Origin of the sequence: Cellulosimicrobium sp. CUA-896 (assembly GCF_001942335.1) — a bacterium.
In the GTDB taxonomy this organism is placed as follows: domain Bacteria; phylum Actinomycetota; class Actinomycetes; order Actinomycetales; family Cellulomonadaceae; genus Cellulosimicrobium.
The window spans coordinates 76,047-91,618 of the sequence record NZ_MKKH01000007.1 but is presented as its reverse complement, the minus strand read 5'-3'; the positions used below and the strand labels follow the sequence as shown (position 1 = coordinate 91,618).

Sequence of the window (15,572 nt, the reverse complement as noted above, 5' to 3'; positions counted from 1 at the left end):
GTGGAGAAGGTCGTGATCACCCGCGAGGTCGTGCTCGACAACGTCAACCCGACCCTGGTCCCGCGCAGCACCGGCGCCACCGCCGCCTCCCGCACCCGCACCCCGCGGGAGAAGACCGCCTGACCCCCGCGCCGAGCACGACCTTGATGTCGTTCTCGGCGCGATGACGACACCAAGGTCGTGCTCGACGGCGATCGTCCGCGTGCTCGACGGCACGAGTCGGGCTGGTCAGCCGACGAAGAGGCAGAACGGGTGGCCCGACGGGTCGGCGTAGACCCGCAGGGGCTCGTCCGGGTCGTCGGAGCGGTCGAGCAGCAGGGTCGCGCCGAGCTCCAGGGCGCGTGCGTGCTGGCGGTCGAGCTCGCCGACGTCGGGCACGGTGCAGTCGAGGTGCAGCTGCTGCGGGACGTCGGCGTCCGGCCACGTCGAGGCCGGGAGCCGCTCCACCTGCTGGAACGCGAGCTGGACACCGCCCGTCCCGCCGCGCAGCACGAGCCAGTCGTGACCGTTCTCGTCCGGCCCGCCCGCGGTGGGCGGCTCGTCCCCTGGCCGGTACTCGAGCCCGAGGAGCGCACGGTAGAACTCCGCGAGCGCCCGGGCGTCGGTCGTGTCCAGGACGACCTGGGCGATGACGGGGAAGGTCGCTGCCATGGGTCACAGGGTGCCGCGGCGCGGCAGCGCGCGCACGCGGGCCGCACGTGCCCCGGCGCACCGGTGCGTCAGACGGCCTCCGGCGCCACCTGGCGCGTGAGCTCCTCGACGATCGGCACGTCGGCGTCGAGCCACGGGACGTCCAGCCACTCCCCCGGCCCGAGCCACGCGAGCTCGTCGTGCTCGACCAGCGGCTGCGGGTCGCCCTCGACGATCCGCGCGAACCACAGGCGCATGACGTGCCGGTCGGTGATCACCCAGGTGCCGTGCTCGGGCCCGACGATCTCCTCCCCCAGCTCGACGCGGACGCCGAGCTCCTCGCGCAGCTCGCGGTGCAGCGCCTCCTCGGGCGTCTCACCCGGGTCGACCTTTCCGCCCGGGAACTCCCAGCGCCCGGACAGGTGCAGCGGGCGCGTCCGACGCGCAGCGAGCAGCAGCGTGGGCGACGCGAGGTCGTCCACGATGGCCGCTGCCACGACGAGTCTGCGCAGTGTCATACGCGGAGTCTCGCACGTCGGCGAGCGGCACCGACGACGCGCCCAGGGCGGGCGCCGGGTGTCAGCGCAGGCCGGCGGCGCGTGCCCAGGCGACCGCCTCGGCGCGGGTCGAGACCCCGAGCTTGCGGTAGAGGCTCCGCACCTGCGACTTGACGGTGTTGCGGGTGACGAAGAGCTTGCTGGCGATCTGCTCGAGGGTCACGTCCTCGGACAGGTTCGACAGGACGACGCGCTCGCGGCGGGTCAGCGGGGCCAGCGGCGTCGGTGCCGTCGGCGCCTTCGGAAAGGGGACCGCCGCGGGGCGGACCAGTTCGATGGTGCTCATGTTCTCCTCCTGGTGCTCTCCGGTCACGTCATCCCCTCGTGGCGGGATCCGGTTGGTGCTACTGGAAGAGATGTGTGCGGGTGAGATTCATGACGCGACTTCGCGTCACGTCCTTCGCGGCGCGCGCGGACGACGCGCGTCCCGGGGCGTCATGCCGCGTTCGGCCAGGTCAGCGCGGTGGGCCGGGCGCGCGGGGCGCCCCGCGGTGGGCACGGGCGACGCGCTGGGAGCCACGGATGACGGAGGAAAGGTGTGTGATCTACGTCACATTCGAGCGCGCGGGGCGGTGGTGGCCGGCGCCGCGCGCCCGGGCCACCACCGCCTGCGTCGTCACTCCGCGACGAGCGCGGCGTACTGCTCGGCGGAGAGCAGGTCGCCCGTCGAGGCGACGTCGACCTTGAAGAGCCAGCCGTCGCTGTACGGGTCCGAGTTCACGACGGCGGGGTCGTCGACGGCCGCCTGGTTCACCTCGACGACGGTGCCCGTCACCGGCGAGAAGAGCTCGGACACCGACTTGGTGGACTCCACCTCGCCGATCACGCTGCCGGCGGCCACCTCGGCGCCGACCTCGGGCAGCTCGAGGTACACGATGTCCCCGAGCGCCTCGGCGGCGGTCGCGGTGATGCCGACGACGGCCGGGTCGGACCCGTCGACCCACTCGTGCTCGGCGGTGTACTGCAGGTGGGACGGGAACTGGGCGTCGGTCATGGAGGGTGCTCCTTGTCAGGGCGGGCGCCGCGCGGGCGGTGGTCAGGGACGCTGAGGACGACGGTAGAACGGGAGCGGCACGACCACCACGGGCTCGGCGCGCCCCCGCACGTCGACGGCGAGCTCGGTGCCCTCGGCGGAGAGCTCCGGCGTCACGTACGCCATGGCGATCGGGTGGCCGAGCGAGGGCGACGGCGCGCCGGACGTCACGGTGCCGACCTGCGGCGCCTCTCCCCCACCGCCCGGCGCGACGACGGCGTAGCCGGCTCGGGCCGGGCGCCGGCCGAGGCCCCGGAGCCCGACGAGGACGCGCGCCGGCGGGGACGCCCGGCGTGCGGCCAGGGCGTCCCGGCCGACGAACGACAGGGGCGAGCCGTCGGCGGCGGCCTTGTCGAGCTTCACGACCCGCCCGAGCCCCGCCTCGAAGGGCGTCGTGGTGGTGTCGAGCTCGTGGCCGTAGAGCGGCATCCCGGCCTCGAGGCGCAAGGAGTCGCGCGCGGAGAGGCCCGCCGGCACGAGGCCGAGCGGCCGCCCGGCGTCGAGGACGGTCCGCCACAGCGCCGCGGCGCGGGGGGCGGGGACGAACAGCTCGAAGCCGTCCTCTCCCGTGTAGCCGGTGCGTGCCACGAGCGCCTCGACCGCGCCGTCCCCCGCGGTCAGCGTCACCGGTGCGGCGGCGTAGTACTTCATGTCGCGCACGACCTGTACACCGCTCTCGGTGGGCGCCGCGTCCTCCCCGGCCTCCACGAGCCCCGCGACGATCTCCTCGGCGCGCGGCCCCTGCACGGCGATCAGCGCCGTCGCGCTCCCCCGGTCGGTGACGACGGCCTCGAAGCCGTCCGCGCGCGCGATCAGCTCGCGCGCCACGAGGTCGGCGTTGCCGGCGTTCGCGACGACGAGGAACCGCTCGACGTCGAGCCGGTACACGACGAGGTCGTCGAGGACCGACCCGTCCTCGGCGCAGAGCATCGTGTACCGCGCCCTGCCGGGCGTCACGGCGGACAGGTGCCCGACGAGCGCGTGGTCGAGCGCGGCCGCCGCGCCCGGTCCCGTGACCTCGACCTCTCCCATGTGGGAGAGGTCGAACAGCCCGGCGGCCTCGCGCACGGCGCGGTGCTCAGCGAGGTCCGACGTGTACCGCAGCGGCATCTGCCAGCCGCCGAAGCTCGTCAGGTGCGCGCCGAGCGCCACGTGCTCGTCGTGGAGCGGGCTCAGCCGGTCGTGCGCGGCGTCCGCGGCGCGGGGGTCGGTCGTCATGCGAGGTCCTCTCGGTGGGGGCCGGCAGGTCGGCGGCTCAGGACAGCGGCGCCGTCTGCGGAGCGGACGCGTACGACTCGATCGGCGGGCACGAGCACACCAGGTTCCGGTCGCCCCGCGCCCCGTCGACGCGCCGCACCGGCGGCCAGTACTTCGCGCCGCGCAGGCTCGCCACGGGGTACGCCGCGAGCTCCCGCGAGTACGGCCTGCCCCACGTGTCGGCGGTGAGGGCGGCGGCGGTGTGCGGCGCGCCGCGCAGCGGCGACTCCTCGACCGACCAGCGGCCGGACGCCACGGCGTCGATCTCGCCGCGGATCGCCACGAGCGCGTCGACGAACCGGTCCAGCTCGGCGAGGTCCTCGCTCTCCGTCGGCTCGACCATGAGGGTGCCGGCGACCGGGAACGACAGCGTCGGGGCGTGGAACCCGTAGTCCATGAGGCGCTTCGCGACGTCCTCCGCCGTGACGCCCGTCTCCGCCGTGATCCGGCGCAGGTCGAGGATGCTCTCGTGCGCGACCAGACCGTTCGGCCCGGTGTACAGGACGGGGAAGTGGTGGTGCAGCCGCGACGCGACGTAGTTGGCCGCCAGGACCGCGACCTTCGTCGCCTCCGTCAGCCCGTCCGGGCCCATGAGCGCCACGTAGGCGTACGAGATCGGCAGGATGCCGGCGGAACCGAAGCGCGTCCCCGACACGGGCGTGGCGGACGGCGACGCGACCAGCGGGTCGCCGGGCAGGAACGGCACGAGGTGCTCGGCCACCGCGACCGGTCCGACCCCCGGTCCGCCCCCGCCGTGCGGGATGCAGAACGTCTTGTGCAGGTTCAGGTGCGAGACGTCGCCCCCGAACTCCCCCGGCCGTGCCAGGCCGACGAGCGCGTTGAGGTTCGCGCCGTCGATGTACACCTGCCCGCCCGCGTCGTGGACGAGGTCGCACACCTCGCGCACGTGCTCCTCGTACACGCCGTGCGTCGACGGGTACGTGATCATGATCGCCGCCACGCGCGGGCCGTGGTTCTCGAGCTTCGCCCGGAGGTCGTCGAGCAGCACCTCGCCGTCCGGCGCCGTCGCGACGACCTCGACCTTCAGCCCGGCCAGGACCGCCGACGCGGCGTTCGTCCCGTGCGCCGACGCCGGGATCAGGCACACGTCGCGGTCCGCGTCGCCGCGCGACACGTGGTACCCGCGGATCGCCAGCAGCCCCGCGAGCTCGCCCTGCGACCCGGCGTTCGGCTGCACCGAGACCCCCGCGTAACCCGTGATCTCCGCCAGCGCGGACTCCAGGCCGTCGATCAGCTCCGCGTACCCCTGCGCCTGGTCCGCCGGCACGAACGGGTGCAGGTCCGCGAACCCCGGCCAGGAGATCGCCTCCATCTCCGCCGTCGCGTTGAGCTTCATCGTGCACGAGCCAGCGGGATCATCGTCCGGTCCAGCGCGAGGCCTTGTCCGAGCAGCGAGTCGCAGGTAGCGACATGGGCGGTCTCGGAGCGGTGCGGAGGTGTAGGACGGGCGTGGACGCGGAGTGGGTGCGGGTGCCGGCGGGACGCGTGGGTCGGTCCGGCGGGGCGGGGTCGAGCCTGCTCGCCGAGCTGCCGCCGGCGAGCCGGACGGGGGCGCGGGGTGCCAGGCTGCCCGGGGTCATACAGGGCTGATCGCGAGGCGCTGGCGGGCCTTGCCGACGCGGGGGTCGGTCGGTCCGCGGACCGCGAGTAGTCAAGGAGCTCGCAGCGGCGCTTCGTCCGTGCCCGTCGGCGCCGGCGCCGGAGTCACGGCATCACGTCGCGGTCCGCGTCGCCGCGCGACACGTGGTACCCGCGGATCGCCAGCCAGCCCCGCGAGCTCGCCCTGCGACCGGCCGTTCGGCTGCACCGAGACCCCCGCGTAACCCGTGATCTCCGCCAGCGCGGACTCCAGGCCGTCGATCAGCTCCGCGTACCCCTGCGCCTGGTCCGCCGGCACGAACGGGTGCAGGTCCGCGAACCCCGGCCAGGAGATCGCCTCCATCTCCGCCGTCGCGTTGAGCTTCATCGTGCACGAGCCAGCGGGATCATCGTCCGGTCCAGCGCGAGGTCCTTGTCCGACAGGCGACGCAGGTAGCGGAGCATGGCGGTCTCGGAGCGGTGCAGGTGGAAGACGGGGTGCTGGAGGTACGGCGTCGTGCGGGTCGCCCAGGCGGGGAGCCCGTGGTCGGGTCCGGCGGGGGAGGCGGCCTCGGTGCTCGGGCTGGCCGCGCCGTCACCTTCCTCCGCCGGCTGTCCGTCCACCCGCGCGGCTTCTACGCCCTTCGCATCCGACGCCGCCGCCCCCGCCTTGGCGGTCGGCTCACCGCTCGCCGCGGTCGTGAGGTCCGGGGTCGCGAGGCCGAAGGCCTCCAGGACCGCGGTGAGGGTCGCGGGGGTGGTGGTCTCGTCGCAGGCGATCTGTACGTGGTCCGCGTCGGGGTTGTACAGGTTGATGCCTGCCGTGGCGGCGGCCTCGACGACGGCCTTCGCGCGGCCGGGGACGACGGTGCGGACCGTGTCGAAGAAGACGTCGTGCTCGACGGTGACGCCGCCGGCGCGGAGCGCCGCCGCGAGCGTCGTGGCGCGGCCGTGGGTGCGCTCGGCGATCGCCCGGAGGCCGTCGGGGCCGTGGTAGACCGCGTACATCGACGCCACGATGGCGAGGAGCGCCTGCGCCGTGCAGATGTTGCTCGTCGCCTTCTCGCGGCGGATGTGCTGCTCGCGCGTCTGGAGCGCGAGGCGGTAGGCGGTGTCGCCGTCCGCGTCGACGGAGACGCCGACCAGGCGACCCGGCAGCGAGCGCTCGAGACCCTTGCGGACCGCCATGAACGCCGCGTGCGGGCCGCCGTAGAACAGGGGGACGCCGAAGCGCTGCGCGGAGCCGACGGAGACGTCGGCACCGAGCTCGGCGGGCGAGGCGAGCAGGGTCAGCGCGAGCAGGTCGGCCGCGACGGTGACGAGCGCGCCCGCCTCCTTCGCCTCCGCGACGACGGGCGCCCAGTCGACGACCCGGCCCGACGCCCCGCACTGCTGCACGACCACGCCGACGAGCGTCGCGTCGTCGGCCACGTCCTGCGGGTACTCGCCGGCCGCACGCGCGGCGGCCAGCCCGGCCGCGAGGCCGCCGGAGAGGTCCGCCACGACCACCGGCAGGCCCACGGCCCGCGCGCGGCCCAGGGTGACGGCGAGCGTCTGGGGGAACAGGTCGGCGTCGACCACCACGTACCCGGTCTTCGCGCGCGACGCCCGCCACATCAGCGCCACCGCCTCCGCGACGGCGGTGGCCTCGTCGAGGAGCGACGCGTTCGCGACGTCGAGACCCGTCAGGTCCTCGACCACCTGCTGGAAGGTGAGCAGGGCCTCGAGGCGACCCTGCGAGATCTCCGGCTGGTACGGCGTGTAGGCGGTGTACCAGGCCGGGGACTCGAGGACGTTGCGGCGGATGACCGGGGGCGTGACGGTGCCGTAGTAGCCGAGGCCGATCATCTGCGTCTTGACGACGTTCTTCGCCGCGAGCGCGCGCAGGTCGTCGAGCACCTCGGTCTCCGTCCGCGCGGCCGGGAGGTCGAGCGGCCGGTCGGTGCGGATGGAGGCCGGGACCGCGGCGTCGACGAGCGCGTCGAGCGAGTCGAGGCCGAGCTGGTCGAGCATGGCCCGGATCTCGCGACCGCGGGGCCCGACGTGGCGGGGGGCGAACGCGCCGGACGCGGCGGCGTGCGGCGCGATCGGGTCGAAGGGCTGCTGGGTCACGGGGACCTCCGGTGGCGGGGGACGAGGGCTGGTCCCTCCCCGCTCTGTCATCGGACGCACGCGTCGACCTGAGAGTTTTGCCGGTCCGCCATGCCCTCACGAGGGCCGGGGCGCGCCGGCTTGCACCGTCGGTGGGCCGCACCGGCAGCCGCGGGGGCGAGACCGGCACGACCGCTTTCCAGAGTTGCCTCGCCGCGACGGTACGTGGGCCTGAGAGATTCCCGGGGAGGACTTGCTCCTTCGGCGCCGCCCCGGTCGAGGACCGGGGCGAGCTCTCCCGTCGTGGTTCGGGCGGCACGGTGGCCCTTCGTCCCGCGCGGGCACGGGACCACCGGTGAAGCGTGAAGTTGTGCCGCCATCCTATCGGGCGTGGCAGGGTGGGGCCGTGCTCGCCGACCTGGTCCTGCTGCCGGTGCTCCTCGCGGCCGGCCTCGTGCTCGTGTGGTGCGCCCGCGCGGCGGCGGACGGCCGGCTCGGGCGCAACCAGGTCGCCGGGATCCGCACGGCCGCCACCCTCGCGAGCGACGAGGCGTGGCGCGCGGCGCACCGCAGGGCCCGCCCGCTGAGCGAGGGCGCCGGCTGGGTGCTGGCGGCCGCGGGACCCGTGCTGCTCCTCGTCCCCGGGGACTCCCTGTCGGCGGTCGTCGCCGGCGCGGCGGCGCTGATCGCGCTCGGGCTCACCGTGGCCGGCGCCGTCGTCGGCTCGCGAGCGGCGCGCGCCACCGCCCCCCGCGGCTGAGCCGGAGGTCGTCGGCTCGCGAGCGACGCGCGCCGGCGCGCCCGCAGACAGGCCCGCCGTCAGACGGGCTCGCCCACGAGCTCCTTCGACGAGGTCGCGGACGTGGGCGCCGCGTCGCCGGCCCCGGGACCCGGGAGGTCCGCCGCCGCCCGGCGCGCCTTCGGCCGGCCGTGCGTCAGGTAGAGGGGGAGGCCGGTGAGCACGAGCCCGCCCACGAGGTTGCCGAGCACGGTGGGGATCTCGTTCCACACGAGGTAGTCCATGACCGTGAACTCCCCGCCGAGCAGCAGGCCCGAGGGGAACAGGAACATGTTGACGATCGAGTGCTCGAAGCTCATGAAGAAGAACAGCATGATCGGCATCCACATGGCGATCGCCTTGCCGGGCACGTCCTTGGCGATCATGGCGCCGACGACGCCCATCGACACCATCCAGTTGCACAGCATCCCGCGGACGAACAGCGTGAGCATGCCCGACGCCCCGTGCTCGGCGTACCCGACCGTGCGGCCCTCGCCGATGTGGCCGATGGCCTGACCGACCTCGTTCGGCGGGGTGTCGAACCCGTACGTCACGACGATCGCCATCATCACGGCGACCGCGAACGCGCCGAGGAAGTTGCCGACGAAGACGAGGCCCCAGTTGCGCAGCACGGCGCGCAGCGTGACGCCCGGGCGCTTGTCGAGCCACGCGAGCGGGCCGAGCACGAACATGCCGGTCAGCAGGTCGTACCCCAGCAGGTACAGCATGATGAAGCCGACGGGGAACAGGACGGCGCCGAGGACCGCGTGCCCGGTCGTCACGGTGACCGTGACGGCGAACGCGGCGGCGATCGCGAGGATCGCCCCGCCCATGGTGGACCGGACGAGCGTGTCGCGGGTGGAGAGCAGGACCTTGCTGGCGCCGGCGTCGACGAGGGTCGGGACGAGCTCGGCGGGCTTGACGTAGGACATGGGCGCGGCTCCGGGGGGAGAGGTCGTCGGTGGCCTTGCCGCGGTGCGGCGTCGACGACGCTAGGCGGCGGCCGTTTCCCCGTCGTGTCCCCGTGCGCGCCGTCGCGTTACGGTCTGCGCTCACCCGGCGGGCGCGTGCTGTGAGAACCGCGCGACCCGGTGCGGGGCGCAGCCCGGCTCAGCCCCCCGGGCGCGCGTCAGGCGGCGCGCACGACGACGGAGCGCACCGTCGCGAGCCGGCCCACCGCGCGCTCGAGCGCCCGGGTCCGACGCTCGGTCGCGCGGAAGGTCACGTCGATGCGCCCGACCCGGCCGCCGTCGTCGGCGGGCGTGGTCGCGAGGGAGTCGAAGCTGACGCCGCGCGTGGAGAACACGCCGGTGAGCGCGGTGAGCGTGCCGGGCTGGTCGAGCCCGTGGACGGTCGCGACCCACGTGCGCTCGCCGCGCGCCCCGGCGGCGGTCCCCGCCGGCGCGGGGCCGGCCGACGCGTCGGCCGTCGTGCCGGCCGGGGCGCTCGTCGTCGCCCCGCTGGGGCTCCCGGTGGCGGCGAGCATCTGCGCGACGCCGTCCGCGGCCCCCGCGAGGCGGCGCGCCTCGTCGTCGGGCAGCGCGTCGAGGAGCACGCGCGTCCAGCCCTCGGGCCCGAGCACGAGCGGGACCCCGAGCACGCCGCGGAACGGCGCGGCCGCACCGCCCCGGCCGTCCGCGAGGAGGACCTCGCCGTCGAGCGCGACCTGACCGGCGACGACGATCTCGCGCCCGTCGAGCAGGGTGTCGACGAGGTCGACGGTCGCGCTCGCCGTCCCCGCCGGCGTCTTCGCGCCGGACTGGTGCGTCATCCACGGGCGCGCGACCGTCCTCAGGTCGGCGGGCCAGGCGTCGATGAGGTCGAACGCCGCGCCGATGTCCTCGACGGCGACGGACGCGAGCTCGCGCTTCGCGGCGGCGATCTCGGCCGGCAGCACGTCGAGGGTCCGCCCGCGGCGCACGGCGTCGACGGCGCGCCGCCGCTCGTCCAGGTCGAGCCCGCTGACGCGGACCGTCGACCACAGGGGCACGGCGTCCTCCCCGTGCTGCCCGGCGACGAAACCCCCCACGCGGTGGCGCCGCACGCCGAGCTCGAGCGCGACCTCACGCCGGAAGCGCAGCGTGTCGAGCCACGCGCCCATGCCGATCACCCGGTGCCGGCCCAGGCGCTCGGCCATCACCGCGACCCCGAGCTCGACCGGGTTCGTCACGACGATCACGACCTCGTGCCCGGACCCGTGGCGGGCGATCGCGTCGGCGTGCTCGGCGAGGACGGCGCGGTTCGTCTCCGCGAGCAGCCGGCGGTCGGGGTCGGTGCCGGCGCGCGCGGGCGCGGTGAGACCCGCCGCGACCACGACGACGTCCGCTGCGACGTCCTGCGGGGAGTGCGCGACGTCGAGCAGGGGCGCGTGCTCGTCGTAGGCGTCGACGAGGTCGGCGCGCAGGCCGTGCACCGCACGGGCGGACGCCCCGCCGGCGCGGCCGACGAGCTGGAGGCGCGACGTCGGCGGCAGCACCTGCCGCTCGACGAGCTGCGTGCACACCTGACGCCCGACGTCGCCCGTCGCGCCGATCACCGCTACGTCCACCCGGGCAGCGTACGACCCCCTCAGGCGAAGGTGATCTCCGCGGCGGCCTCGACCATCGCGTCGAGCACGGCGCCGACGACCGGTCGCGGCTCGTGCCGGGTCGCACGGTGGCGGGCCACGAGCCGGCGCGAGCCGAGGCCCGGCAGGCCGACGACCGTGACGCCCTCGGGCACCTCGTCGGCGGCGCCGCCCTCGACGGCCAGCGCGGGGAGCATCGCGACGCCGAGACCCGCGGCGACGAGCGACAGCGCGACGTCGGAGTCGTAGTACAGGTGCTGGGTGCGCAGCGACCCGCCGAGGGCGTGCGACAGCCTGCTCAGGGCGCGCGCGGCCGCGGTGTGCGGCTGGGCAGCGAGCCAGACGGCGTCGCGCACGTCGTCGAGGCGCGCGGGGGTCGGCATCGCGGCGGGGACGACGAGGCGCCAGGGCTCTTCCAGGAGCACGACCTCGTGGGTGCCGCGCGGGGCAGGGGTCTCCGCGACCTCGAAGTCGCGCTCGAGCAGCACCACGTCGAGCTCGCCCGCGCGCAGCAGCCGCAGCGCCTCGGCGGGCTCGCGCTCCTGGACGCTCAGCTCGACGCCGGGCGACTCCTCGGCGATGCGCAGGGCGACCGGTGCGACGACGGCGCGGATGGCCGACTGGAACGCGCCGACGCTCACCCGGCCCGTCACCTCGTCGCTCAGCGCGGCGAGCTCCTTGCGCGCCTCGACGAGCTCGGTCTCGATGCGTTCGGCCACGTCGGCGAGCACGCGGCCCGCCGGGGTGAGCGTCACGCCGCGCGGACCGCGGTCGAGCACCGTCACGCCCTCCTCGGCCTCCAGCCGTTGGATCTGCTGGGAGACCGCGGACGGGGTCACCGCAAGGAGATCCGCGGCCGCGAGCACACCTCCGCCCCGGTGCACGGCAAGGAGGAAGGCAAGCCTGCGTGGGTCCGTCGCCATGTAGCCATACTAAACGGCCACTCAAGAGACGTTCGATTGTGCTGAACCCCGAGAAGCCTCACACTGGTCGTGGCGCCGATCGGCACTCCTCCGACCGTGGGGTCGGCGCCAGACCTACGTCCCACCCCGCGCCACCAGCTACGTGCCCGGAGCGCACAGCCACCGCAGCGTCGCGGAACCCTCTCCACCCACCCCTTCGTTGCACCCGGAGTTCGCTGTGCTCGTCACCCTCGACACCTTCGTCATGATCCTCGGTTGGGTCGGCGCCGCCGCCGGCGTCGTCGCCTACGCCATGGTGAGCCGTGGCCGCTGGACCCCGTCCTCGGCCCACTTCCAGCTCACCAACCTCACCGCGGCCGGCCTCATGGGTCTCGTCGCGGCGACGAACGGGGTGTGGCCGTCGGTGTTCGCGAACCTGGTGTGGATCGTCATCGGCGTCCAGGCCGTCGCGCTGCTCGTCAAGGCGCGCCGTCGCCGCCTCGCCGAGGTGGCCGAGGTCACCGAGCCGGCCGTCGGGGACGTCGAGCTCGTCGCCTGACCGGCCGTCGCCCGACCGCAGGTCGCCGGCCGCCCGCCGCTCCGTCCCTCAGACCGGTCCCTCAGACGGTCCCTCAGACGCCGGCGGGCGGGAGCAGCCCCACGAGCAGGCCCATGACCGCGAGGGTCACCAACTCGTGCGCGATGTTCAGCACGGTGAGCCCGGCAGGTCGGCCCTCGAACGCGTCGTGCGTGACGAACCGGGCCGCGGTGAACCCGGCCCACAGCACGACGGCGGTGCCGAGCGCGTTCAGCAGGTAGCCCCCGCCGTAGAACGACCACGACAGGAACGTCGCGCCGGCCAGCACCCACGCGGTGACGAAGCTGACGAGCACCGTCACCACGAGAGGCCCGACGCGTCGCGCCCCTCGCCGGACGGGTCCACCTTCGCGACACGCATCCAGTACGTGCCGAACACCTTCGGCGTGTACCAGACCGCGCCGACGAGCATGCTCGACGCCGTCGCGGCGAGCACCGCCCAGTAGTTGATCTCCGGGACCATCGGAACGCTCCTTCGCGTCGGTGCCCACCAGCGTAGCGACGGCGACCGGCGTCGGCCGCGTCAGTACCTTCAGTACCTTCAGTACCCTCAGTAACCCTCAGTACCCTCAGTACCCCGCCCAGTCCCCTCAGTACCCCGCCTCAGTACCCCGCCGCGGCGTCGACGACGCCCTCCAACGGCTCGCCGGAGACGAAGCGGCGCACGTTCGTCGCGACGCGCGCCCGGAGCAGGGGCGCCACCATCTCCGCGGTGTCCGCCGTGTGCGGCGTGATCAGCGCCCGCGGCTCGTCCCACAGGGGGTGCCCGTCCGGGAGCGGCTCGGGGTCGGTGACGTCCAGCGCGGCACCCGCCAGGCGCCCGTCCGCGAGAGCCGCCCCGAGCGCCTCCGTGTCCACGACCGGGCCTCGGGCGACGTTGACGAGCACCGCCTCCGGCCGCATCGCCCCCAGCTCGGCCGCGCCGACGAGCGCGCGGGTGCTGCTCGTCAGCGCCGCGGCGACCACCACGACGTCGGCCGACGCGAGCTCGGCGTGCAGGCTCGCGGACGTGACCGTGCGGTCGGCCCCCTCGACCGGCTCCGCGCGCCGCCGCACGACCACCGTCCGCGTGCCGAAGGGCTGCAGGAGGCGCACGAGCTCGCGCGCCACCCCGCCCGCGCCGACCACCACGACCGTGAGGCCGTGCAGGCTCGTGCCCGCCTGCTCGCCCCAGCTCGTCGCGCGCGCCCGCTCGTGCAGCCGGCGGAGCAGGGCGAGCGTGAGCGCGAGCGCGTGCTCGGCGACCGGGCGCGCGTAGGCACCCTTGGCGGATGTCCACGTGATCGCCGGGTCCAGGACGCCGGCCTCCGCGTAGTCGTCGACCCCCGCGGACGGGAGCTGCACCCAGCGGGTCCGCGGGGCGCGCGCGAGCGCCTCCCGCAGACCCGCCGGGTCGTGGAAGCCGAGCCACACGAGACCCTCGGTCGCAGGCCCCGGCGGCACGACCTCGGCACCGCAGCCGGCGATCTCGCCGGCGGCCCAGTCCGGCACGGCCGGGGCGACGCTGACACGCGTCACGCTGGCGTCGTCCACGGTCAGAGCGCGACGCGCGCGGTGCCGTCGACCGCGCCCGCGCTCGTCCCGCCGGCGACCTGCACCGACCAGCCGTCCGCGAGCGCGCTCTCGACGACGAGGCCGTCGTCGTCCCGGCGCACCGAGAAGGCGACGGGAGCTCCGTCGAGCCCACGCACCCGGACGGTCCGCGACCAGCCGGGCGCCCCGGGGTTCACGACGAGCGTGAGCCCGTCCAGGTGGTCGGCGTCGGCCCGGTCCTCGTGGGCGCTCAGGGGCACGACGCCGCCGGGGCGCACGTACAGGGGCAGCGAGTCGAAGCCGTGGCGCTCGCGCACCCACCGGCCGCCGTCGACCCGCTCCCCGGTCCGCAGGCCCGCCCAGGTGCCCTCGGGCAGGTAGAGCTCGACGTCGCCCTCCGCCGTGAACACCGGCGCGACGAGGAGGTCGGCGCCGAGCATGTACTGGCGGTCGAGGTGCGGCACCGACGGGTCGTCGGGGAACTCGAGCAGCATCGGTCGCATGATCGGCGTGCCCGTGCGGTGCGCCTCGTCCCCGGCGGCGACGAGGTACGGCGCGAGACGGTTCTTGAACCGGGCGAACGTCCGCGTCACCGCCACGGCGCTCTGCGGGTCGGTCTCGTCCTCGTCGAACATCCACGGCACGCGGTACGAGCCGCTGCCGTGCAGGCGGCTGTGGCTCGACATCAGGCCGAGGGCGTCCAGCGCTTGAACACCGCCGCGTCGGGCGTGAGCTCGAACCCGCCGATGTCGTGGCTCCAGTAGCCGAAGCCGGAGTACGCCAGGGACAGCCCGCCGCGGAGCGTCTCGGCCATCGAGGCGAACGAGGCCGTCGAGTCGCCGCCCCAGTGGACGGGGAACTGCTGACCGCCCGCGCTCGCCGAGCGGGCGAACAGCACCGCGTCGCCCTCGCCGCGCTCCTCGGCGAGGACCTCGTGCACCGCCTGGTTGTACAGGTGCGTGTAGTAGTTGTGCATGCGCTCGGGGTCGGACCCGTCCGCGTAGACCACGTCCACGGGGATCCGCTCGCCGAAGTCCGTCTTGAAGCAGTCGACGCCCTGGCGCACGAGGCGCCGGAGCGCGTCCTTGTACCAGGCGGTCGCGTCCGGGTTCGTGAAGTCGACCAGGGCCATCCCCGCCTGCCACCGGTCCCACTGCCACACGCTGCCGTCCCGGTTGCGCACGAGGTAGCCGCGGGCCATCCCCTCGTCGAACAGCGGCGACTGCTGCGCGATGTACGGGTTGATCCACACGCACACCCGCAGGCCGCGGTCGTGCAGGCGCGCGAGCATGCCGTCCGGGTCGGGGAACACCCGCTCGTCCCAGACGAAGTCGCACCAATTGAACTCGCGCATCCAGAAGCAGTCGAAGTGGAAGAGGCTGAGCGGGATGTCGCGCTCCGCCATCCCGTCGATGAACCGGTTGACGGTCTGCTCGTCGTAGTCCGTGGTGAAGCTCGTGCTCAGCCACAGCCCGTACGTCCACGCGGGGATCCGGGCGGGACGGCCCGTCAGCGCGGTGTAGCGCTCGAGGATCGTCTTCGGGTCGGGCCCGTAGATGACGTAGTAGTCGAGCGACTCCCCTCGACGGAGAACTGGACCCGCTCGACGGCCTCGGACCCCACCTCGAACGAGACGTGGCCCGGGTCGTCGACGAACACCCCGTAGCCGCGGTTGGTCAGGTAGAACGGCACGTTCTTGTACGCCTGCTCGCTCGACGTGCCGCCGTCGTAGTTCCAGATGTCGACGGTCTGGCCGTTCTTGACCACCGGCCCGAACCGCTCGCCGAGCCCGTAGACGAGCTCGCCGACGCCGAGGTCGAGCTGGTCGAACATGTAGCTCGTGCGCCCCTCGCGCTCGAGCTGGATCGGGCCGTGGTCGACCGCGCGCCGGCCGCGACGTCCGCCCACGCGGCCGACTTGCCGCCGCTGCGGGTCAGCTGACGACCGTCCGCCTCGAACCGGAGCTCCCACCCCTTCCCCACCTCGAGGTGCGCGCTGAGGTCGCCCGAGGTCAGCGTGGCGCGGCCGT

At 74.6% G+C, this 15,572-nt stretch carries 14 protein-coding genes, 3 pseudogenes and 1 riboswitch; of the genes and pseudogenes, 2 read left to right on the top strand and 15 right to left on the bottom strand.

All coding sequences use genetic code 11. From position 1 onward, the window contains the following. Window positions 1-228: 228 nt before the first annotated feature. The 7 genes and pseudogenes from BJF88_RS03205 to BJF88_RS03170 all read right to left on the bottom strand — a co-directional run. A complete protein-coding gene (locus BJF88_RS03205; protein WP_075827725.1) occupies window positions 229-651 on the bottom strand; it encodes a VOC family protein in 423 nt (140 codons plus the stop codon). A 68-nt stretch (window positions 652-719) separates the two neighbouring features. Beyond that, entirely contained in the window at window positions 720-1,148 is a 429-nt protein-coding gene (locus tag BJF88_RS03200) for a (deoxy)nucleoside triphosphate pyrophosphohydrolase (protein WP_075827724.1), read from the bottom strand. A gap of 61 nt (window positions 1,149-1,209) precedes the next feature. After that, window positions 1,210-1,473, bottom strand: a complete 264-nt coding sequence (locus BJF88_RS03195; RefSeq protein WP_083648829.1) for a helix-turn-helix transcriptional regulator — start codon at window positions 1,471-1,473, stop codon at window positions 1,210-1,212. A gap of 330 nt (window positions 1,474-1,803) precedes the next feature. Continuing rightward, complete coding sequence (gcvH, locus tag BJF88_RS03190; RefSeq protein ID WP_075827723.1) at window positions 1,804-2,181, bottom strand: glycine cleavage system protein GcvH; 378 nt, start codon at window positions 2,179-2,181, stop codon at window positions 1,804-1,806. Between the two features lie 42 nt (window positions 2,182-2,223). After that, window positions 2,224-3,438, bottom strand: a complete 1,215-nt coding sequence (gene gcvT / locus BJF88_RS03185; RefSeq protein ID WP_075827722.1) for a glycine cleavage system aminomethyltransferase GcvT — start codon at window positions 3,436-3,438, stop codon at window positions 2,224-2,226. A 37-nt stretch (window positions 3,439-3,475) separates the two neighbouring features. Continuing rightward, window positions 3,476-4,929: pseudogene (locus BJF88_RS03180) on the bottom strand (glycine dehydrogenase); the annotation flags it as partial. Between the two features lie 282 nt (window positions 4,930-5,211). Next, window positions 5,212-7,239 (bottom strand): annotated as a pseudogene (locus BJF88_RS03170) (glycine dehydrogenase (aminomethyl-transferring)); the annotation flags it as partial. Window positions 7,240-7,376: 137 nt separating this feature from the next. Further along, window positions 7,377-7,478: riboswitch (glycine riboswitch) on the bottom strand. 95 nt (window positions 7,479-7,573) lie between these two features. On the opposite strand from BJF88_RS03170, the gene BJF88_RS03165 reads away from it, so the two are divergent. Then, window positions 7,574-7,927 (top strand): SdpI family protein, encoded by a 354-nt coding sequence (locus BJF88_RS03165; RefSeq protein WP_075827720.1) that lies wholly within the window; start codon window positions 7,574-7,576, stop codon window positions 7,925-7,927. A gap of 59 nt (window positions 7,928-7,986) precedes the next feature. Here the strand turns inward: BJF88_RS03165 and BJF88_RS03160 are convergent, their stop codons facing one another. The 3 genes from BJF88_RS03160 to BJF88_RS03150 all read right to left on the bottom strand — a co-directional run bounded on the left by BJF88_RS03160 (window position 7,987) and on the right by BJF88_RS03150 (window position 11,434). Continuing rightward, complete coding sequence (locus tag BJF88_RS03160; protein WP_075827719.1) at window positions 7,987-8,877, bottom strand: formate/nitrite transporter family protein; 891 nt, start codon at window positions 8,875-8,877, stop codon at window positions 7,987-7,989. Window positions 8,878-9,074: 197 nt separating this feature from the next. Beyond that, window positions 9,075-10,481, bottom strand: a complete 1,407-nt coding sequence (locus tag BJF88_RS03155; RefSeq protein WP_255371708.1) for an ACT domain-containing protein — start codon at window positions 10,479-10,481, stop codon at window positions 9,075-9,077. Window positions 10,482-10,513: 32 nt separating this feature from the next. Continuing rightward, window positions 10,514-11,434, bottom strand: a complete 921-nt coding sequence (locus tag BJF88_RS03150) for a LysR family transcriptional regulator (protein WP_075827717.1) — start codon at window positions 11,432-11,434, stop codon at window positions 10,514-10,516. 217 nt (window positions 11,435-11,651) lie between these two features. Between BJF88_RS03150 and BJF88_RS03145 the strand changes: the two genes are divergently transcribed. Further along, entirely contained in the window at window positions 11,652-11,972 is a 321-nt protein-coding gene (locus BJF88_RS03145) for a hypothetical protein (protein WP_255371707.1), read from the top strand. 73 nt (window positions 11,973-12,045) lie between these two features. On the opposite strand, the pseudogene BJF88_RS03140 reads toward BJF88_RS03145, so the two are convergent. From BJF88_RS03140 to BJF88_RS22965, 5 genes and pseudogenes are all read right to left on the bottom strand, one after another. Further along, window positions 12,046-12,473, bottom strand: a pseudogene (locus BJF88_RS03140) (DUF1761 domain-containing protein). A gap of 140 nt (window positions 12,474-12,613) precedes the next feature. Next, window positions 12,614-13,528, bottom strand: coding sequence for an NAD(P)-dependent oxidoreductase (locus BJF88_RS03135; protein ID WP_075827736.1), 915 nt, complete (start codon window positions 13,526-13,528; stop codon window positions 12,614-12,616). Window positions 13,529-13,545: 17 nt separating this feature from the next. Then, window positions 13,546-14,229: a hypothetical protein gene (locus BJF88_RS22975; protein WP_369824460.1), complete on the bottom strand. Its 684-nt coding sequence runs from the start codon at window positions 14,227-14,229 to the stop codon at window positions 13,546-13,548. Then, the gene (locus BJF88_RS22970; RefSeq protein ID WP_369824462.1) at window positions 14,229-15,077 is read right to left on the bottom strand and encodes a TIM-barrel domain-containing protein; all 849 of its coding nucleotides are present in this window, start codon (window positions 15,075-15,077) and stop codon (window positions 14,229-14,231) included. The genes BJF88_RS22975 and BJF88_RS22970 overlap by 1 nt, the downstream gene beginning before the upstream one ends. Further along, window positions 15,053-15,376 carry a hypothetical protein gene (locus tag BJF88_RS22965; RefSeq protein WP_369824459.1) on the bottom strand — a complete coding sequence of 108 codons (324 nt, stop codon included), beginning with the start codon at window positions 15,374-15,376 and terminating at the stop codon, window positions 15,053-15,055. Before BJF88_RS22965 ends, BJF88_RS22970 begins: the two co-directional genes overlap by 25 nt. Window positions 15,377-15,572 lie beyond the last annotated feature (196 nt).